General features: G+C 73.2%; 22 protein-coding genes. All 22 read left to right on the top strand.

Features of this window, described 5'->3' with window-relative positions; genetic code table 11:
- Positions 1-183 precede the first annotated feature (183 nt).
- A complete protein-coding gene (locus tag BKD30_RS11395) occupies positions 184-528 on the top strand; it encodes a flagellar basal body rod protein FlgB (protein ID WP_076704751.1) in 345 nt (114 codons plus the stop codon).
- Positions 525-920 carry a flagellar basal body rod protein FlgC gene (locus BKD30_RS11390; RefSeq protein WP_076704749.1) on the top strand — a complete coding sequence of 132 codons (396 nt, stop codon included), beginning with the start codon at positions 525-527 and terminating at the stop codon, positions 918-920. The genes BKD30_RS11395 and BKD30_RS11390 overlap by 4 nt, the downstream gene beginning before the upstream one ends.
- Positions 917-1,246 carry a flagellar hook-basal body complex protein FliE gene (locus BKD30_RS11385; protein WP_076704747.1) on the top strand — a complete coding sequence of 110 codons (330 nt, stop codon included), beginning with the start codon at positions 917-919 and terminating at the stop codon, positions 1,244-1,246. The genes BKD30_RS11390 and BKD30_RS11385 overlap by 4 nt, the downstream gene beginning before the upstream one ends.
- Positions 1,246-2,895 (top strand): flagellar basal-body MS-ring/collar protein FliF, encoded by a 1,650-nt coding sequence (gene fliF, locus BKD30_RS11380; RefSeq protein ID WP_076704746.1) that lies wholly within the window; start codon positions 1,246-1,248, stop codon positions 2,893-2,895. The genes BKD30_RS11385 and fliF overlap by 1 nt, the downstream gene beginning before the upstream one ends.
- Positions 2,892-3,911, top strand: coding sequence for a flagellar motor switch protein FliG (gene fliG, locus BKD30_RS11375; protein WP_076704744.1), 1,020 nt, complete (start codon positions 2,892-2,894; stop codon positions 3,909-3,911). The genes fliF and fliG overlap by 4 nt, the downstream gene beginning before the upstream one ends.
- Complete coding sequence (locus tag BKD30_RS11370; protein WP_076704742.1) at positions 3,901-4,557, top strand: FliH/SctL family protein; 657 nt, start codon at positions 3,901-3,903, stop codon at positions 4,555-4,557. The genes fliG and BKD30_RS11370 overlap by 11 nt, the downstream gene beginning before the upstream one ends.
- Entirely contained in the window at positions 4,554-5,975 is a 1,422-nt protein-coding gene (locus BKD30_RS11365) for a FliI/YscN family ATPase (protein ID WP_083956368.1), read from the top strand. Before BKD30_RS11370 ends, BKD30_RS11365 begins: the two co-directional genes overlap by 4 nt.
- Positions 5,972-6,397 carry a flagellar FliJ family protein gene (locus BKD30_RS11360; protein ID WP_076704740.1) on the top strand — a complete coding sequence of 142 codons (426 nt, stop codon included), beginning with the start codon at positions 5,972-5,974 and terminating at the stop codon, positions 6,395-6,397. Before BKD30_RS11365 ends, BKD30_RS11360 begins: the two co-directional genes overlap by 4 nt.
- Positions 6,394-7,602: a C40 family peptidase gene (locus BKD30_RS16755; protein ID WP_083956366.1), complete on the top strand. Its 1,209-nt coding sequence runs from the start codon at positions 6,394-6,396 to the stop codon at positions 7,600-7,602. The genes BKD30_RS11360 and BKD30_RS16755 overlap by 4 nt, the downstream gene beginning before the upstream one ends.
- Positions 7,599-9,134, top strand: coding sequence for a flagellar hook-length control protein FliK (locus tag BKD30_RS11350; RefSeq protein ID WP_076704737.1), 1,536 nt, complete (start codon positions 7,599-7,601; stop codon positions 9,132-9,134). Before BKD30_RS16755 ends, BKD30_RS11350 begins: the two co-directional genes overlap by 4 nt.
- Positions 9,135-9,194: 60 nt before the next feature.
- On the top strand, positions 9,195-9,632 hold the full coding sequence (locus tag BKD30_RS11345) for a flagellar hook assembly protein FlgD (RefSeq protein ID WP_076704736.1): 438 nt from the start codon (positions 9,195-9,197) through the stop codon (positions 9,630-9,632).
- 113 nt (positions 9,633-9,745) lie between these two features.
- Positions 9,746-10,921 (top strand): flagellar hook protein FlgE, encoded by a 1,176-nt coding sequence (locus tag BKD30_RS11340; protein WP_076704735.1) that lies wholly within the window; start codon positions 9,746-9,748, stop codon positions 10,919-10,921.
- Positions 10,922-11,061: 140 nt separating this feature from the next.
- Positions 11,062-11,406: a flagellar FlbD family protein gene (locus BKD30_RS15650; RefSeq protein WP_083956364.1), complete on the top strand. Its 345-nt coding sequence runs from the start codon at positions 11,062-11,064 to the stop codon at positions 11,404-11,406.
- 58 nt (positions 11,407-11,464) lie between these two features.
- Entirely contained in the window at positions 11,465-12,292 is an 828-nt protein-coding gene (locus tag BKD30_RS11330) for a motility protein A (RefSeq protein ID WP_076704734.1), read from the top strand.
- Positions 12,289-13,104, top strand: coding sequence for an OmpA/MotB family protein (locus BKD30_RS11325; protein WP_076704733.1), 816 nt, complete (start codon positions 12,289-12,291; stop codon positions 13,102-13,104). The genes BKD30_RS11330 and BKD30_RS11325 overlap by 4 nt, the downstream gene beginning before the upstream one ends.
- Positions 13,105-13,166: 62 nt before the next feature.
- The gene (locus tag BKD30_RS11320; protein WP_235861651.1) at positions 13,167-14,063 is read left to right on the top strand and encodes a flagellar motor switch protein FliM; all 897 of its coding nucleotides are present in this window, start codon (positions 13,167-13,169) and stop codon (positions 14,061-14,063) included.
- Complete coding sequence (gene fliN / locus BKD30_RS11315) at positions 14,060-14,767, top strand: flagellar motor switch protein FliN (RefSeq protein WP_076704732.1); 708 nt, start codon at positions 14,060-14,062, stop codon at positions 14,765-14,767. The genes BKD30_RS11320 and fliN overlap by 4 nt, the downstream gene beginning before the upstream one ends.
- Positions 14,767-15,492: a FliO/MopB family protein gene (locus BKD30_RS11310; RefSeq protein WP_076704731.1), complete on the top strand. Its 726-nt coding sequence runs from the start codon at positions 14,767-14,769 to the stop codon at positions 15,490-15,492. Before fliN ends, BKD30_RS11310 begins: the two co-directional genes overlap by 1 nt.
- A complete protein-coding gene (gene fliP, locus BKD30_RS11305; RefSeq protein ID WP_076704951.1) occupies positions 15,489-16,322 on the top strand; it encodes a flagellar type III secretion system pore protein FliP in 834 nt (277 codons plus the stop codon). The genes BKD30_RS11310 and fliP overlap by 4 nt, the downstream gene beginning before the upstream one ends.
- The gene (fliQ, locus tag BKD30_RS11300) at positions 16,319-16,600 is read left to right on the top strand and encodes a flagellar biosynthesis protein FliQ (protein ID WP_076704729.1); all 282 of its coding nucleotides are present in this window, start codon (positions 16,319-16,321) and stop codon (positions 16,598-16,600) included. Before fliP ends, fliQ begins: the two co-directional genes overlap by 4 nt.
- A complete protein-coding gene (locus BKD30_RS11295) occupies positions 16,597-17,352 on the top strand; it encodes a flagellar biosynthetic protein FliR (protein ID WP_076704727.1) in 756 nt (251 codons plus the stop codon). The genes fliQ and BKD30_RS11295 overlap by 4 nt, the downstream gene beginning before the upstream one ends.
- Position 17,353: 1 nt before the next feature.
- A complete protein-coding gene (locus tag BKD30_RS11290; RefSeq protein ID WP_083956362.1) occupies positions 17,354-18,454 on the top strand; it encodes an EscU/YscU/HrcU family type III secretion system export apparatus switch protein in 1,101 nt (366 codons plus the stop codon).
- The last annotated feature ends 2 nt before the right edge of the window (positions 18,455-18,456 follow it).

Here is an 18,456-nt window from a genome sequence, read left to right as displayed (position 1 = left end):
CCGGCGACCGAACCCGGTGACCGGACCCGGGCGGTCGGCCGGGTCCGCGGGACCGACGTCCGATCTGCCCGCTGACCACGGCTAACGCCTCGGCGGCACCCGCCGATAGTGGCCGGTGAGCACGGATCGCTCATCACCCGGCCACGGATCGGCCGTCATTGCTGCAGGACAGGCAGGACAGCCGTGCTCGAATCCGTGACGAACACCGCGCTCACCAGCGCCCTCGACGGGCTGGCGGCGCGGCAGCGTGCCATAGCGGACAACATCGCCAACGTCAACACCCCGGGCTACCGGGCCCAGCGGGTGGCCTTCGAGGAGGCTCTCACCGCCTCCGTGCGCACCGGCAGCGGGCGGACGACGCCGACGACGTCGCTGTCCGTCGAACCCACCCAGTTGAACGGCAACAACGTCAACCTGGAGACCGAGACTCTCGCCAACGTCGACACGGTGCTGCGCTACCAGTTCGCCAGCTCCGCGATCGGCAACCAGTCCGCGGCGCTGCGCGCCGCCCTGAGGACCACGTCGTGACGTTCGACGCGATCGGTATCGCCGGCACCGCCCTGACCGTGCACCGGAAATGGCTGGACGCGATCTCCGACAACATCGCCAACGTCAACACCGTCACCCGCACCAGCGACCAGGCGTTCCGCGCACGGTACATCGAGGCGCAGGCCGGAGCGGGCACGAGCGGCGTCTACGTCCGCAGCACGCCGATGGGCGATGCGAACGGGCGCATCGTGAACCAGCCGGACCACCCGCTCGCGGACGCGAACGGCAACGTGCGCTACCCGGACATCGACCTCAACGAGCAGATGACGGCCCTGATCATGGCTCAGCGCGGCTACCAGGCCAACGCCCAGGTCGTGGACCAGGCCAAACAGATCTACCAGGCCGCCCTGCAGATCGGGAAGAACGGATGAGCGAGCTGGCGCTGGGCGCCGTGAACGGAGTCAGCGGCGTCACCGGCACCGGGTACGTGGGGCGCGCCGCCGGGGCGGGGTCGGCCGGTGGCTCCGGCCCCTCCGACGGCACGTTCGCCGGCACTTTGTCCGGTGTGCTCGGTGGCCTGCAGCAGCAGCAGACGACGTCGAACACGCTCGCCCTGCAGGCCGTCACCGGTGACCTGACCGACATCCACCGGGCCACCCTCGCCGCCGGCCGGGCCCAGACCACCATGGAACTCGTCGCCGCGGTGCGGAACCAGGCCGTCAGCGGCTTCAACGAGATGATGAGGATGCAGGCCTGATGCCTCCCGCCCTGAGTGGTCTCGCCCGCCGTCTCTCGGCGACCGTGGGCCGGTTCAGCGTCGCCCAGCGCACCATCGCCCTGATCGGCATCGCCGTGCTCGTGCTGGGCGGTGTCGCGCTGACCAGCTGGCTGACCCGGCCCACCTACAGCCCCCTGTTCTCGGGGATGAAGGACGCCGACGCGAGCGCCGTCGTGGAGCAACTGCGCAAGGACAACGTGCCCTACCAACTCGCCGACGGCGGCTCCACGGTGCTGGTCCCGGAGGACAAGGTGTACGACGAGCGGCTCAAGGCCGCCGCCGCGGGCTTGCCGGCCGCACCCGCCACCGGGTACTCCCTGCTCGACAAGATGGGCGTCACCTCGTCGGAGTTCCAGCAGAAGGTGACGTACAAACGCGCCATCGAAGGTGAGCTGGCCGCCACCATCGGCTCCCTCGACGGGGTCGAGACCGCCTCCGTGCAGCTGGCCATCCCGGACAAGACGGTGTTCACCGCCCAGGCCGCCGACCCCACCGCTTCCGTGTTCATCAAGGCCCGCCCGGGTCAGCAGCTGAGCACCGAGCAGGTGCAGGCGATCGTTCACCTCACCAGCGCCTCCGTGGAGAAGCTCACCCCGAAGAACGTGTCCGTGGTCGACAGCGCGGGCGCCGTGCTCTCCGCCGTCGGCACCGGCACCACGGGCACCACCGGGGCCCAGGCCGCCGATTACCAGAAGCAGACCCAGGCCTCCGTGCAAGCGGTGCTCGACCGGGTGGTCGGGCCCGGCAACGCGACCGTCGCCGTCACCCCCGAGATCGACACCCAGTCCGCCGAGCAGACGAGCGAGTCGTTCACCACCAGCAAGGGCACCGAGCCGCTCAGCGAGACCACGACCACCGAGGCCTACCAGGGCACGGGCGCGGCCGGGTCCGCCGGGGTGCTCGGCCCGGACAACATCGCCGTGCCCGGTGCGCAGTCGCCGGGTCAGGCGAACCCGAAGGGGGGCAACGGCAACTACACGTCCAGCTCGACGACCCGGAACAACGCGGTCAGCAAGCAGACCGAGCAGCGTACCGTCCCGGCCGGCGCCCTGAAACGGCAGTTCGTCTCGGTGGCCGTGAACCAGACCGCCGCCGGTGGGCTGAACGTCGCCTCCCTCAACCAGCTCGTCTCCGCTGCAGCGGGCATCGACGTCAAGCGGGGTGACACCCTGTCCCTGCAGGTGGTGCCGTTCAGTACGAGCGCCGCGCAGCAGGCAGACGCCGCCCTCAAGGCCGCGCAGGCCGAGGCCGCCGCCCGCGCCGACCAGCAGATGTGGACCAACATCTTCCTCGGTGTCGGGGGCCTGTTCCTGCTGTTGGTCATCGTCGGCGTCCTCTGGTTGCGGTCCCGCCGCACCGCCCGTCAGCCCCTGGAGCTGGGTGGTTCGCCGCTGCATCTGCAGGAGATGGTCGACACGCCCGCGGCGGTGGGGGGGCCCGCGGTGGAGGCGATCGGCGCCGCCCCGATGACCTCGGCGATCCCCCTGGCGACCCCGCTGGAGACCATCACGCCGATCGACGCGAGCGGCGACCTGCGCCGCAACGAGGTCGACGCCCTGGGCGGCACGGACCCCCGGGTCGCCGCCGACTACCTGCGCGGCATGATGGATGAGCGGGCCCGGGTGTGAATCAGCAGACCGTGCCGCGCGCGCTCACCGGCACCCAGAAGGCCGCCGTCGTGCTGATGCAGATGAGCGCCGAGAACGCCGCTCGGGTACTCGCACAGTTCAGCGAGGCGGAGGCCGAAGGGATCGCCGCCGAGATCGTGCGGCTGAACCGGGTGGATACCGAGACGGCCGAGTCGGTCATCTCCGAGTTCCACGACATCGCCCTCTCCGGCAGGCGCGCCCCGGCGGGGGGGCGCGGCGTCGCCGCGAACCTGCTGGCCGCATCCTTCGGGGCCGAGCGGGCCGCCGGTGTGATGGATCGCGTGACGTCGACCGCCGCCGGTCGCTCCTTCGACTTCCTGGAGGACATCGAGGCCGGCGACCTGGTCAACCTGCTCGACGGGGAGCTGCCGGAGACGGCGGCGCTCGTCCTCGCGCACCTGGACCCGCAGCAGGCGTCCGCCGTGCTCGCCGGGCTGGAGCGCGCCCGGTCGGTGGAGGTCGCTCGCGCCATCGCGGTGATGGGGACCGCCACGCCGGAGGCGGTGGGCGTGGTCGCGGAGACCCTGCGCGCCCGCGTCGGCACCTCCGGAGTGCCCCGCCGAGCCGCCATGGTCGGCGGGCTGCAGCCGCTGCTGAACATCATCAACCGCGCCGACGTGGCCACCGAGCGGGCCGTCCTGGACGGGCTGACCGAACGGGATCCGGCGCTCGCCGAGGAGGTGCGGTCGCGGATGCTCACGTTCGAGGACCTCGTCACCTTCGACCGGCGCGACGTGCAGCGGATCCTGCGTGGCCTGGACCCGACCGTGCTGGCCCGCGCCATGAAGGGTGCACCGGAGCCCGTCGTCGAGGTCGTCCTGGGCAACGTCTCCGACCGCAACCGGGAGATCCTGCAGGCCGAGGCGGCGTCCACCGGACCGGTGCGTGCGTCCGAGGTCGAACAGGCCCGCGCCGAGGTGGTGCGCGGCATCCGCGCCCTGGAGGCCGACGGTGAGATCACGCTGCGTCGCGGGGAGGACGACTATGTCGACTGACACGCAGGCCGCCCGCCGGTCCCGGCCCGTCCCGGTGGTCTTCCCGCGCGTTGCGGCGCCGGGCGCCGACCGGACCCGGACCGAGGGCTTCACCCGTGGCCACGCCGCCGGGTACGCCGCCGGTCTGCGCAGCGCCGAGGTCGCGGCCCGGTTGAGCCAGGAACGGCACGAGGCGGAGCAGCGCGCCCAGGCGGCCGCTGCCCGGGCCCGGCTCGACGCCGCGGCCGCCGCCCTGCAGGCGGCCGCCGGGCAGCTGCGCGCCCGCACCGCACCGGTGCTGGCCGACTGGGACGCCCGGTTCGCCGACGCGGTCGTCGACCTGGCCGAGGCCCTGCTGGGCGACCACACCCGCCGGGACCCGTTCGCCGCCGCCCGCGCCGCTCTGACCCGGGCCGTCGCGGCGGACGACGCCGACGACATGGTCCGGGTACGGCTCAACCCCGCCGACGTCGCGCTGCTGAGAGAATCCGGGCTCGCCGCCGACCTGCTGCCCGACGGGGCGGCGCTGATCGCCGACCCCCTGGTCGCCCCCGGCGACGCGCTCGCCGACTACCCGGCCGGCACACTGGACGCCCGGCTGGGCACTGCCGTGGCCCGGGTCCGCACGGCTCTGGAAGATGCCGTCCGCGAGGAGGGGGTCGGATGAGCACTGCCACGCTGCTCGGCGCGGCCCCCGAGCCGCAGGTCCGGTCCGACCGCGGTCCCGGCCCGGACACCGGTCTCGAGGACGGCACCGGACCCGGTGCTCGCCGGCCGGTGCTGCCGGCCCGGCTCGCGGTCGCGGTGCGCGCCGCAACCCCCGAACGCCGTGGCGCCGTGACCGCGGTCCGCGGCCTCGGGCTGACCGTGGCCGGGCTGCCCGGTTCCGTCGGTGACGTCCTGGCCGTGGGGGAGGCGAACCCCGTCGACGTCGAGGTCGTCGCCGCCGACCGGACACTGAGCTGCATGCCGCTCGGCTCGCTGGCCGGGATCCGGGTCGGCGACCCCGTCCGTCGCCGTTCGGGTGGCTCAACCGTGCCCGCCGGCCGCGGCCTGCTCGGCCGGGTCATCGACGGGTCGGGCCGGCCCGTCGACGGCCGCGGCCCCCTCACCGGCGTCCGCTCCGTCCCGTGGGCCAACACGGCGCCCCCCGCCATGGGACGCGCCCGGATCACCGCCCCGATCGCGACCGGGGTGCGGGTGCTCGACACCCTGACCACGATCGGCCGGGGCCAGCGGCTGGGCCTGTTCGCCGGCTCCGGCGTCGGCAAGTCGTCCCTGCTGTCCATGGTCACGCGGGGCACCGCCGCCGACGTCGCCGTCATCGCCCTCGTCGGCGAGCGCGGTCGCGAGGTCCGCGAATTCCTCGAGGACGACCTCGGCGCGGCCGGCCTGGCCCGGTCCGTCGTCGTCGTCGCGACCGGGGACGAGCCCGCGCTGATGCGGCTGCGCGCCGCGGGCACCGCCACCCGGATCGCCGAGGCCCTGCGCGACGAGGGCGCCGACGTGCTACTGATGATGGACTCACTCACCCGCGTCGCCATGGCGCAGCGAGAGATCGGCCTGTCCGCCGGGGAACCGCCCGCCACCCGCGGCTACCCGCCCTCGACATTCGCCGTGCTGGCCCGGCTGCTCGAGCGCGCCGGCACCGCCACCACCGGGTCCATCACCGGTATCTACACGGTCCTCGTCGACGGGGACGACCACAACGACCCGGTCGCCGACTCCGCGCGGTCCATCCTGGACGGGCACGTGGTCCTGGACCGGGCGCTCGCCGTGTCCGGCCACTTCCCGTCCGTCGACGCCCTCGGCTCCATCTCCCGGCTCGCGGCGAAGGTCACCGACCCACGGCAGCGGGCCCTTGCCACCGGCCTGCGCCGGGTGCTCGCGGCGCGCCGCTCCGCGCAGGACCTGCTCGACGTCGGCGCCTACCAGCCGGGAAGCAACCCGCTGGTCGACGCGGCCGTCGCCCACCGGGACGCGATCGACGGGTTCCTGCGCCAGCCGATGGATCAGAGCACGGCCCCGGACGAGGCGTGGCGCCGGCTCGGCGACCTGTGCGAGCTGCTGGGCGTGGCGGCATGACCGCCCCGTTCCGGTTGGCCGGGCTGCTCCGCCTGCGCCGGCTGAACGAGGACACCGCCGCGGCGCGCTGGGGCGCCGCAGCGGCCGAGCACCGTGCCGTCCGGGCGCGGCGGGACGGCATGTACGGCCACGCCGCCGCCGGTTCCGCCGCCCCGGACAGCATGGTGAGCCTGCGCGCGATCGCGGCGGCGCGGTCCTCGACGATCGCCCTGCTGGCCGAACTGGACGCCGCCGTCGCGACCGCCGCGGACGAGGAGCGGGCCCTGCGGGACGCGTGGACCGCGGCGCGGATCGCGACCGCGGGCCTGGAGAAGCTCGAGGAACGGCACGACGCGCGGACGGTGGAACAGGAGTTGGCCGCCGAGCAAGCCGCCCTGGACGAACTCGCCGTCACCGGGCACGGACGGGCGGAGGCGCCATGAGCATGACCGAGACCCTCGGCCGGGTGGCGCAGATCCACGCCACCATCGCCGCGCTCACGCCGCAGCGCACCACCGCCGTCGCGGCGGGTACGGCCGGGTCGAGCACCGGTGCCCGCGCGGCCACGGACGGCTCACCGGCATTCGCGACCGAACTCGGCCGTGCCGTCGCGACCAGCGCCGGCCTGTCCGCCGGCGCGGCCCTGGCCACAGCGGGCGGTGCCACCGGCACGTCCGTCGCCGCCGCGCTCGGATCCACGGCCGGCGGGGTGACCGGCGCCGACGTCGTCGGCGCCGCGAAGAAGTACGTGGGCGTCCCCTACGTGTGGGGCGGGACGGACCCGGCGGTCGGCATGGACTGCTCGAGTTTCGTCCAACGCGTGTTCAAGGACGTGGGCATCGACCTGCCCCGGCTGGTCCGCGACCAGATGACACAGGGCACACCGGTGGCCTCCCTGGCCGACGCGAAGCCGGGCGACCTGCTGATCAGTTTCGGCGGCGACCACATCGCCCTCTACCTCGGCGACGGGAAGGCCATCGACGCTCCCGTGCCCGGCAAGACCGTCCAGGTGCGGGACGCCTGGGAGCAGTACAGCAACCTGACGGCGATCCGCCGCATCGTGCCGGGGGCGCCGGACGTTCCCGCCGGTGCGATCACCGGCCCGACGGGCACGGCGCTGACGGGCACGACGCCGGCGGGGGTCACCGTCGGGGTCGCCGCCGCGGCCGCACCGGTCACCGTGGGGGCGACGTCGCTGCCGCTGACCGTCGACCAGAAGCAGTACGCCCAGCAGATCGTCAACCGGGTGCGCGAGCGGGGGCTGCCCCAGCGCGCGGCCGAGGTCGCACTCGCCACCGCCATGCAGGAGTCCAACCTGCGGATGTACTGGAACCCGAAGGTGCCCGGTTCGCAGGCGCTGACGCCGGACCAGTCGGCGCGCGGGGTGGACGGCTTCTCCGTGGGCCTGTTCCAGCAGCAGGTCAACGGCTCGATGTTCTCGTGGGGCACCGTCTCCGACGCCATGAGCCCGACCCGGTCCACCGACATGTTCCTCGACCGGCTGCAGACCATTCCGGGCTGGCAGCAGCTGCCGTTGACCGTGGCCGCACAACGTGTCCAGGTCTCCGCTTTCCCGGACGCCTACGCCAAGTGGGAGGGGCAGGCCCGGCAGCTGGCCCGCGATCTGAGCGTGGTGGCACCAGCATGAGCGTTCCCACGACGAGACCGAGCACGCCGAAGCTCCCACCGACGGCGACCGACGCCACGCCCGGCTCCGCCACCGGCACGACCGATGGCCGGTCCGGCGCGGCGGGCGAGGCGACCTCCGGCCGGCGATTCGCCGCCCGGCTGCACGACGTGCTCGGCGGCGCGCCCGACGCGGCTCCGGTCGCCGCGGCCGGCGTCCGGCTGTCCGGCGCGCCGCGTTCGGCCGACCCCGGGGCGTTCCCGCGCGGTCCCCTCCGGTCGCTGCCGGTCACGGTCCCCGCGACGATGACGCCGGCCGGGCTCGCCACCGGACCGGGCGCCGCGGCCGACCGCGCCGAGGTGGCCAGCGACGGCGGCCAGCCGGTCGACACCGTCGCGGCCGTGTCGACCGACACGGTCGCGGGCATCGCCCCGGGCACGGTGGGCGACCCCGCCGGTGCGCTGCCCGGGATCGCGGTGGTACCCGGGACGGGGGGCGCGACTCCGCCGGTCGGCAGCACGAGCCGGGGCCAGACCGTGCCGCAGGCCGATGCAGCGCTCGCGGGTGCACCGGTGCCCTCACTCGCTCCCGGTTCGTCGTCGGCTCGTCCCACCGGCGGCACTGCGGTGGAGCCGACGCCGGCCGGAGTTGCCGTGCCGGTGACGACGCCTCCGAGCGCCCGCTCCACCACCGGCGGTGACGCGGCGGGACGGGTCACGACGGGCGGTGACCGCCCTCCGGTGGCGAGCACGGACCCGGCGCGCGCCGGCGCTGCGCCGGTGCTCGCCGATGGAGCGTCCGACAGCACGACCCCCGGCGGTCCCGCTCGGCCGGTGAACTGGTCCACCGGCCCGGCGACGAGCGTCGCCCCGGGTGCCCCCGCGGTGACTGCCGGTCCGGCGGGTGTCGGGGCCCCGGTGACGGCGCCCGGCGCGTCGGCGTCGGCCGTGCCGGCGGCGCCCGATGCCGGAGCCCGTCCGGTCGCCGGGACCGGCGAGTCTGCATCGGCCGGGCCGTCGGCTACCGCCGTCCCCGTCATCGGTGCCCCGGTCATCGGTGCCCCGGTCATCGGATCAGCGGTCGCCGGCAGCGGCACGGCGCCGTCCACCCCCGCACCGCTGCCGTCGGGCGATCCGCTGTTGTACGCCCAACTCGGGCGTGCCCTCGGGGCCTTGCGGACCGCGGGGGAGGGACGACACGAACTGACCGTCGCCGTGCACCCCGACGATCTGGGGCCCGTCACCGTCCGGGCCCGGATCGAGGGCGGCACGGTGCGGATCGAGTTGTTCGCCCCGACGGATGCCGGGCGCGACGCCGTCCGGTCCGCACTCGCGGATCTCCGGCGCACCCTGGCGGAGACCGGGCTGACCGCCGACCTGGACCTGTCCGACCGGTCAGCGCCGCAGGACGGCTGGGGCAGCCGTCCGGACGTCCCCGACGACGACAGCGGCCGGGCCGGCGGGACCGGCCGGGCCGCAGCGGCCACCGAGCCCACGCCGACCGGGACGCCGCTGACGGGCCGAGCCCGAGGCCGCCTGGACGTTCTGGCCTGACCGAGACCACCACCAACCATCCACCCACCATCGGTCCCCGACCGCAGAGCAAGGAGCACCATGCCGATCGACTCCGTCACCGGCACCGGCGGCGCCACCGGCGCCACCACTACAACAGCGACGCCGCGCACCCCGGTGCAGACCATGGGCTCGGAGGTCTTCATGTCCTTGCTCGTGACCCAGCTGAAGAACCAGGACCCGAGCTCCCCCATGGACACCGGTCAGATGATCAACCAGACCACCCAGTTGTCGATGATGGAGAAGCTCACCCAACTGGCCGAGGACACCACCACCGCCCGGGACACCCAGGTCCGCGCCGCGTCCGCCGCACTGGTGGGCGCGTCCGTGTCCTACCGTGCCGCCGACGGCACCACGACCACCGGCATCGTGGACGGCGTCACCTACGCCGGCTCCGACACCCAGAAGGGTGCCGACCCCACATTGACCATCGGCGGCACCCGCGTCCGCTACGCCGACGTGCTCGGCGTCGGGCGCTGAACCGCATCCCGCTCGCCCCGTACCCGCCACGCCCGACCCGCACTCCACCCGTCACCTCACCACCCACGGCGACCAGCCGCCACGGCCGGTCCCTCCGCACGAAAGGCGCCACCATGCTCCGCTCCCTCTACTCCGGCATCTCCGGCCTGCGCGCGCACCAGACGATGCTGGACGTCACCGGCAACAACATCGCCAACGCCAACTCCACCGGGTTCAAGGCATCCACCACCCAGTTCCAGGACACCCTGTCCCAGCTGACCCAGGCCGCCGGCGGACCGCAGGCCGAGACCGGGGGCACCAACCCCGCCCAGGTGGGCCTCGGCGTGAAGGTCGCCGCCGTCACCACCGACTTCACGCCGGGCTCCGCCCAGTCCACCGGCCGGGCGACGGACATGATGATCTCCGGCGACGGATTCTTCGTCACCGACAAGGCCGGTGCCACCACCTACACCCGCGCCGGTGCTTTCGACTTCGACGGCATGGGACGGTTGGTCAGCCCCGACGGCTCGATCCTGCAGGGCTGGACCGCCGACGCCAACGGCAACGTCATCACCGGGGCCCAGCCCACCGCGATGACGGTCCCGCGGACGCTGACCATGCCGGCCAGCGCGACGACGCAGGCCAAGCTCGAGGGCAACCTGTCGGCGGAGACGGCCGTGGGGCAGTCGACGACGAAGGACGTCCGCGTCTTCGACGCGCTCGGTGCCGCCCGGACGCTCACCCTCACCCTCACCCGGACCGCAGGCGGCTGGAGCATCGCCGGCGCGGACGGCAACGGGGGGACCGGCTCGGCGAACCTCACCCTGTCCGGTGGACGCCTGCAGCCGGCCGGCCCGCTGACCGTGGGCGGGGTCACCGTCGACATGACCGAACTGACCGGCTACGCCGGGGTGAACACCGTGACCGGCAGCGCCGTCGACGGATCGGCGGCCGGCACCCTGCAGTCCTTCAGCCTCGGTGCGGACGGCACGCTCGTCGGATCGTTCAGCAACGGCGGCAAACACGTCATCGGCCAGGTCGCGCTCGCCCGCTTCACCAACCCCGCGGGCCTGGAGAAGGTCGGTGGCACCGCCTACCAGCCGACCGCCAACTCCGGGGCGCCGCAACTCGGCACCGCCGGCTCCGGTGGTTTCGGCAGCCTCTCCGGCGGCCAGCTGGAGATGTCCAACGTCGACCTTTCCCAGCAGTTCACCAACCTGATCGTCGCGCAGCGCGGCTTCCAGGCCAACGCCCGGATCGTCACCACGTCGGACCAGGTGCTGCAGGAACTCGTCGAGCTCAAGCGCTGACCAGCGGCGGGACGGTCGTGGCGTCGGCGGCTTCGTGCAGGACGGCGCGTCGGCCTTACCGCAGGGCCCCGGGCTGCCGACAGTGATCGGTGACGCGCCCGACCGGACGCCGCCCCAGCCACGGACCAGGAACCGCACCCATGATCGTCGTCACCCGGTTGAACGGGACCCGCTTCGCGGTGAATCCCGATCTGATCGAGCGGGTCCACGCCAGCCCCGACACGTATCTGGTCATGGTCGACGGCACCACGTACGTGGTCTCCGAGCCGATGGACACCGTCATCGACCTGATCGCCCGCTACCGGGCCCGGGTGGTCGCGACCGCCCGCGCGCTCAGCGACGGGGAAGCCCCGCGGCTGAGCCTCGTACCGGACTCGGTGGCCGGCCCCGGCCGCACCCCGGACCCGGTGGCCGTCGTCACCGCGATCCCCGGCACCGACCTGCCCGTCGGCGTGGTACCCGACGTCCTGCATCCGGCACCCTGATCGGGTACCGCCGCACCGGCCCGCACACCGCACGACAGCACCAGCACGAGGAGCACCTTTGGATCCCGCCACCCTGCTCGGCCTGGTGCTCGCCTTCGGTTCCGTCTTCGCGATGGTCACCCTCGAGGGTGCCTCGATCACCTCCTTGCTGCTGCCGGCCCCGATGATCCTCGTGTTCGGTGCCACCATCGCCGTCGGGCTCGCCGGCAACACCCTCAAGGACAGCCTGCACGCGTTCGCGGCGATCCCGCGGGCCCTGATCGGCCGCACTACACCGCCGCAGCGGAGCATCGACACGATCATCGGCCTGGCCGAGAAGGCCCGCGCCGACGGCCTGCTCGCGCTCGAGTCCGAGGCCTCCGACGCCACGGACCCGTTCCTCGCGGGCGCGCTGCAGAACATCGCCGACGGAACGGACCCGGAGGAGCTGCGGGTCCTGCTCGAGGACGAAATCGCCACCCGGTCCCGGTCCGACCGGACCGACGCCAGGTTCTTCTCCGCACTCGGCGGCTACGCCCCCACCATCGGCATCGTCGGCACCGTCATCTCCCTCACCCACGTCCTGGAGAACCTGTCGAAACCCGAGCAGCTCGGGGAGATGATCGCCAGCGCGTTCGTGGCCACCCTGTGGGGACTGCTCTCGGCCAACTTCATCTGGCTCCCGCTCTCCGCCCGCCTCAACCGGCTGGCCGAACTCGAGGGCGAGCGGATGAATCTCCTGATGGAAGGCGTCCTCGCCGTCCAGTCCGGCACCCAGCCGCTGCTGCTCGCCGAGCGGCTCAAGGCCATGGTGCCGGTCACCCAGCGCAAGAACGGCAAGGCGAAGTCGGCAGGGGCGCAGCCCGGGTCGGGCGCCGCCGACTCGCTCAGCCTGGACGCGGCGTGAGCGCCCGACGTCGGCGGCGCCCGACGCAGGAGACGGCGGAGCACCACGTCGACGAGCGGTGGATGGCGTCCTACATGGACATGGTCACCGTGCTCATGTGCATGTTCATCGTGCTGTACGCGATGTCCACCGTCGACCAGGCCAAGTTCGAGAAGCTGCGCAACTCCCTGGCCACCGGTTTCGGCACCACCGTCTCCACCAGCGTCGACACGGCCGAGGGCACCGTCGTGCGCGCGGAGGACGCCGGGAAGAACGCGGAGGGCTTCAGCGGCAATCAGGCGCTCGCCGTCGCGGAGACGAAGAAGTTGACCGGCCTGAAGCAACAGATGCAGCAGCGGCTCGACGCGGCGGGTCTCGCCGGGAACGTGCAGATGAGCATCGACTCCCGCGGGCTGACGGTGCGCCTGGTCGGGGCGCAGACGTTCTTCCAGCCGGACAGTGCCGACCTCAACCGGCACGCGGAGCGGGTCCTGGACGCGATCGCTCCGACTCTCACCTCGTCGGGCAAGCAGATCTCGGTCGAGGGGCACACCGCCAACCTGCTCACCGCCTACCCGTCGGTGTGGGAGCTCTCCACCGCGCGCGCCACGACCGTGTTGCGCCGCCTGGTGGAGGGCGACGGCGTCCCGGCGACCGTGATCCGCGCCACCGGATTCGGGTCCTCCCGCCCGCTCACCCCCGGCCGCACCCCGGCCGAACACGAGCAGAACCGGCGCGTCGACATCGTGCTCCTGTCCGACCAGCCCGAGGCCGTGCGGAAACTGTTGCCGGCCGGCGGCACCGCGAGCGCATCCGGCGGCGCCGGACGCTGACCCCGGGCCTGCTCGCCCGCCCCGCCCTTACCCGGGCCCGATCTGCGCCGATAGTCACGGGCGTGAGCGTGCAGGAAGCGGAGGTGCCGGTCAAGGACCGGTCGGTGGCGGTCTACGACTTCCGTCGGCCCACCACCCTGGCCCGTCGGCACAGCCGGATCCTCGAGCTCGGGTTCGAGACGTTCGCCCGGCAGTGGGGCACGCAACTGACGGCCCGGGTGCGGGTCACCTCCACGGTTGCCCTGCAGTCCCTGATCATGCAGACCTACGACGAGTACGTGGCGAGTCTGCCCGCGACGACGGCGATGGTGCTGTGCGTCCCGGTGGACAGCGAGGACACGATCATCGTCCAGTTCCCGACGGCCGCCGCCCTGGGCTGGATCGCCCGGATGCTCGGCGGCACGGGGGAACGGCAGGACGGCGACCGGATCTTCACCCCGGTCGAGAAGGAACTCGTGCAACGGCTGATCAACGAGGCGCTGGAGGACCTGCACTACTCACTCGGGCACCTGCTGCCGGGCTCCTCCCGCGTCGAATCGATCCAGCACCACCCCCAGTTCGCGCAGGCCGCCGCACCCGGCGACGTGATGGTCGTGGCGACGTTCATCGTCCGCGTGGCCCACAGTGCCGCACCGGCCACCGTGGTGCTGCCCGCGTCAGCGCTGCTGCCGCGACTCGGCGCCGTCAACCCGACCGTCGTCGCCGACGACGGCGCCGCGCAGGTGCGCGCCCAGCTCGCCGAGGTGCCGCTGAACCTGGCCGTGTCGCTCGCCCCGCGCGCGGTGACCAGCCACGAGGTGCTCCGGCTCGCGGTCGGCGACACCGTGATGCTCCCGCACGGGACGCACCAGCCCTTTCGGGTGACCGTCGACGGCGTCCCCCTCGCCGGTGCCACCGTCACCCGCACGGGCGCCCGCACCGGCGCCCTGATCACCAGCACCGAGGAGAACCCGCGTTGACCGTCACCACCACCGGCGCCCAGGCCGCCGACCTGCTGGCCGCCTACCTGCCGCACCCCGGTCTGGCCGTGAGCGGCCGCACCGACGCCGGTGCCGCGCTCGCCGTTGCCGCCCGCGCGGTGACCGCCGGCCACGTCGGCGCCGACACCGTCGACCTGGCCGTGCTGCTGCGCGACACCGCCTTCCTGGCCGCCGCGGCCGGCGCCGGTGCCGGGGACCTGGTTCAGGCCACCGACGTGCTGCGGCCCGCCCTGGAACACGCCGTCGAACCGTTCGCCCCGGGGGCGCTCTCCGACCTGACCGAGACGGACGCCACCGACCTGCTGCTCGACCCCCAGACCGAGATCTTCGAGCTCTCCGACGGGCTGGCCGTCTTCGGCTGGTTCGCGATCCGGGTCCGCGCGGCCGTCGCCGGGGTGTCCGGTCCGGTCGGCGTGCTGGACGCCTCGTTCGCGGACCGGCTGGGCCGGATCAACGACGTCGAGATGAACCTGACCGTCGAGATCGGCCGCGCCCGGATGCGGATCATCGACGCGCTCGCGCTCGAACCCGGGCACGTCATCGAGCTGGACCGCTCCGCCGGCGCCCCGGCGGACATCATGCTCAACGGGCGGCGGATCGCCCTGGGCGAGGTCGTCGTCGTCGACCAGGACTACGGGGTGCGCATCACCCGCATCCTCGACGTCGCCGAGGCGCCGAACTGATGGACTCGTTCGTCCTGGCCCTGCGGGTCCTCGTCTCCCTCGGTGCCGTGCTCGGCCTGATCTGGGTGCTGCAACGGCGACTCAAGCGACGCGGCAGCCTCGTCCGCACCGCCGCCCCCGCGATCAGCGTGCTCAGCCGGCAGGGCGTCGGCCACAAGGCCTCCGTCGTGCTGCTCGACGCCGACGGGCAGCGGCTGCTGCTCGGCGTCACCGAGCACGGCGTCTCCGTCCTGCGCGGCACCGCCACCGACGATGGCGGCACCCCCGCACCCGCGCGCTCGGCCGCGGCCACCCCGGTGGTCGCGGACAGGCGCTCGAGCGACACCCGGCCGGTCACCGTTCCGGCCGTCGCCGCGGCGACGGCGCACCCGTTCTCCGTCCCGGAGCCCGTCTCCGCGGTGCGGGGACGCCGGTCCGCGGATGCCTTCTCCGACTCGCTCGACGCGGCCGGTCTCCACCTGCCCGCCGGCACCGCGGCGGTCACCACGTCCATCAGCGATCCCGACCACGGCAGCGTCCTGCTCGGGGCCACGGTCCCCGCGAGGGCCGGAAGCCGGCCGCCCCGGCCGGAGGCGATCACCGGCGAGCCCGTCCGGCCCCGCGGGCGGCATGCGGCGAGCACACCCCTGTCGCCGGGCCCGCTCAGCGGCTCCATTCTCGACCTGGGCACCTGGCGGCAGGCCCGCGACGCCGCCCGGTGGGTCGCCGGCGGGCGACGGCCGTGACCGCCGGGCGGATCCGCCGCCCGTCCGTGCTCGTCCCGCTCGGACTGGTCGCCGCCCTGGTGATCGCGGTGCTGCTGCTCTCCGCGGCCGGCGTGCACGCGGCCCCGACCGCCCCCGCCGTCCCCAGCCCTCCCGCAGCCCCGGCCAGCCCGGGCACCGGAGGGCTGAACGTGCAGATCAACGGCGCCAACGGCACCCCTTCGGCGGCCGTGGTCACCCTGGTCGGGATCACGCTGCTCTCGGTGGCGCCGGCGCTGCTGCTGATGATGACGTCGTTCACCAAGATCTTCGTCGTCCTCGCCATGACCCGGAACGCATTGTCCCTGCCGAGTATCCCGCCCAACCAGGTGCTCGCCGGTCTGGCGCTGTTCCTCTCCCTGTTCGTCATGTTCCCCGTGCTCTCGCAGATCAACACGGAGGCGATCCAGCCCTACCTGAACGGGACCATCGGCGTCGACACGGCGCTGCGGCTGGGCTCGGCTCCGCTGCAGAGCTTCATGGTCGCGCACACCCGGCAGGAGGACATCGCCCTGATGACCCGCGCCGCCGGCCTGGAGAACCCGACGACCCCGGCCGCGGTGCCGCTGCAGACGCTGATCCCCGCGTTCATGATCTCGGAGCTGCGGGCGGCGTTCATCATCGGCTTCGTCATCTTCGTCCCGTTCCTCGTCATCGACCTGGTCGTGTCCGCCGCCCTGATGTCGATGGGCATGATGATGCTGCCGCCGGTGATCATCTCGCTGCCGTTCAAGATCCTGCTGTTCGTGCTCGTCGACGGCTGGGGCCTGATCATCACCGCGCTCGTGCAGAGTTACCAGGGGACCGGATGAACACCAGTGCCGTCCTCGACATCGGCCTGCAGTCGCTGCTGATCGCCGCCAAGCTCTCCGCACCGGTCCTCGTCACCGCGCTCGTCGTCGGGCTGGCCATCTCCCTGCTGCAGTCGATCACCCAGATCCAGGAGATGACCCTCTCCTTCGTGCCGAAGGTCATCGCCGTCGCCGTCGCGCTGCTGATCTGCGGCAACTGGATGATCACCGAGATGGTCGGCTTCACGCAGGACATGATGAACCGCCTTCCCGGCCTGCTCGCGGGGACCGTCGGATGACGCTGCCCCTCGACTTCGCCTGGCTGCAGACCCTCGCGCTGGCGGCCGTGCGATTCACCGCGTTCCTGGTGGTCGCGCCGCCGTTCTCCTCGACCGCGTTCCCCGTCCGGATCAAGGCCATGCTCGGCGTCGGGCTGGCCCTCGCGGTGACCGGCCGGATCCACCGGCCCGGCGAGGTGGACGCGGTCACCCTGACCACCGGCCTGGTGCTCGAGGCCGCCACCGGGTTCGCCCTCGGATTTCTCGTGGCCGTCATCTTCTCCGCAGTGCAGGCCGCCGGCTCACTGATCGACCTGTTCAGCGGCTTCCAGCTGGCCCAGGTCTACGACCCGCAGACGATGGTCAACGGCGCCCAGTTCACCCGGTTGCTGCAGATGTCGGCGCTCGCCCTGCTGATCGCCTCCGACGGCTACCAACTGGTGTTGAACGGCTTGATCGGCTCTTTCGGCGCCGTCCCGGTGGCGGGCGGACTGGACCTGGCCCGGCCGGTGGAGGCGATGACGAACGCCGTGGGCGGCATGATGGTCGCCGCGGTGCAGATCGCCGGTCCCCTGGTGGTCGTCCTCTTCCTGGCCGACGTCGGGCTGGGGCTGCTGACCCGGGTGGCCCCGGCGTTGAACGCGTTCTCCCTCGGCTTCCCGCTGAAGATCCTGCTCACCCTGGCCCTCGGCTCGATCCTGTTCCTCGCGCTGCCGCGCGTCGTCTCCACCCTCGCCGGTGACGCCGCTCAGGTGCTGACGGGGGTGCGGTGACGTGGCCGCCGACGCACAGGAGAGAACCGAGCAGGCCACCGACAAGCGGATGCGGGAGGTCCGTTCGAAGGGCAAGCTCGCCAGATCCCAGGACGCCACCGCATGGTTGGCTGTCGGGGCCGCCGCCGTCATGGTCGTGCCGACGATCAGCGCCGCGACGACCGCGCTGCGCCGGCAACTCGCGGTTGTCCCGCAGGTGATCGCCCACCCGGATCCGGAGGCGGCGACCCGCGCGCTGAGCGCCGCGTTCGCTGACCTCGGTGGTGTGCTCGGGCCCCTGTTCGCCGTTGTCGTGGCCGCCGTGCTCGCCGGATCCGTGCTGCAGGGCGGCATCCACGCGCGCCGGTTCCGCCTCACCGGTGAGCACTTCAACCTGGTCGCCGGGTTCGGCCGGATGTTCGGCGGTCAGGCGCTGTGGGGCGGGGCCAAGGCGCTGCTGAAGACCGGCGTCGTCGCAATCGTGTTGCTGTTCACGATCCAGGCCCTCACCCCCCTGCTGATGACCGCCGGCGGTCTGCCCATCTCGGGCCTGATGTCGGCGGCCGGTGGTGGCGCCGTGTCGCTGCTGCAGGGCGCGATCGTCGCCGGTCTGGCGCTCGCCGCCCTCGACGTCCTCGTCGTCGCCCGCCGCAACCGCAAACAGACCCGGATGACCAGGCGCGAAGTCAAGGACGAGACGAAGACCAGTGAGGGCGACCCGCTGATCCGCTCTCAGCGCCGGGCCCGGCAGATGTCGATGAGCCGGAACCGGATGATCGCGGCGATCGGGGACGCCGACGTCGTGCTGATCAATCCCACGCACGTGGCCGTGGCGCTGCGTTACGAGCCGGGCCGGTCCGCCCCCCGGGTCGTCGCCAAGGGTGCCGACCGGATCGCCGACCGGATCCGCGCCGAGGCGACGGACAAGGGAGTGCCCATGGTCAAGGACGTCCCGCTCGCCCGCGCCCTGCACGGCGCGTGCGAGCTGGGCCAGGAGATCCCGCTCGAGCTGTACACGGCCGTCGCCGGGGTGCTCGCCTTCGTCATGGCCCTGGCCGCCCGTGGCGTCACCGGCGGCGTGCACGAGATCCCCACCGTCGCTGTCGAAGGAGTACGGCCGTGAAT

The sequence above is a fragment of the Tersicoccus phoenicis genome, assembly GCF_001968835.1.
Lineage (GTDB): Bacteria > Actinomycetota > Actinomycetes > Actinomycetales > Micrococcaceae > Tersicoccus > Tersicoccus phoenicis.
Note: the sequence above shows the minus strand (reverse complement) of the source record. Positions and strands in the feature narration are given on the sequence as shown.

Excerpts from the sequence above, each read along its gene's own strand:
- BKD30_RS11385 (WP_076704747.1), top strand. The coding sequence starts at position 917 with ATGAGCGAGCTGGCGCTGGGCGCCGTGAACGGAGTCAGCGGCGTCACC.
- fliF (WP_076704746.1), top strand. The coding sequence starts at position 1,246 with ATGCCTCCCGCCCTGAGTGGTCTCGCCCGCCGTCTCTCGGCGACCGTG.
- BKD30_RS11370 (WP_076704742.1), top strand. The coding sequence starts at position 3,901 with ATGTCGACTGACACGCAGGCCGCCCGCCGGTCCCGGCCCGTCCCGGTG.
- BKD30_RS11365 (WP_083956368.1), top strand. The coding sequence starts at position 4,554 with ATGAGCACTGCCACGCTGCTCGGCGCGGCCCCCGAGCCGCAGGTCCGG.
- BKD30_RS11360 (WP_076704740.1), top strand. The coding sequence starts at position 5,972 with ATGACCGCCCCGTTCCGGTTGGCCGGGCTGCTCCGCCTGCGCCGGCTG.
- BKD30_RS16755 (WP_083956366.1), top strand. The coding sequence starts at position 6,394 with ATGAGCATGACCGAGACCCTCGGCCGGGTGGCGCAGATCCACGCCACC.
- BKD30_RS11350 (WP_076704737.1), top strand. The coding sequence starts at position 7,599 with ATGAGCGTTCCCACGACGAGACCGAGCACGCCGAAGCTCCCACCGACG.
- BKD30_RS11345 (WP_076704736.1), top strand. The coding sequence starts at position 9,195 with ATGCCGATCGACTCCGTCACCGGCACCGGCGGCGCCACCGGCGCCACC.
- BKD30_RS11340 (WP_076704735.1), top strand. The coding sequence starts at position 9,746 with ATGCTCCGCTCCCTCTACTCCGGCATCTCCGGCCTGCGCGCGCACCAG.
- BKD30_RS15650 (WP_083956364.1), top strand. The coding sequence starts at position 11,062 with ATGATCGTCGTCACCCGGTTGAACGGGACCCGCTTCGCGGTGAATCCC.
- BKD30_RS11310 (WP_076704731.1), top strand. The coding sequence starts at position 14,767 with ATGGACTCGTTCGTCCTGGCCCTGCGGGTCCTCGTCTCCCTCGGTGCC.
- fliQ (WP_076704729.1), top strand. The coding sequence starts at position 16,319 with ATGAACACCAGTGCCGTCCTCGACATCGGCCTGCAGTCGCTGCTGATC.
- BKD30_RS11295 (WP_076704727.1), top strand. The coding sequence starts at position 16,597 with ATGACGCTGCCCCTCGACTTCGCCTGGCTGCAGACCCTCGCGCTGGCG.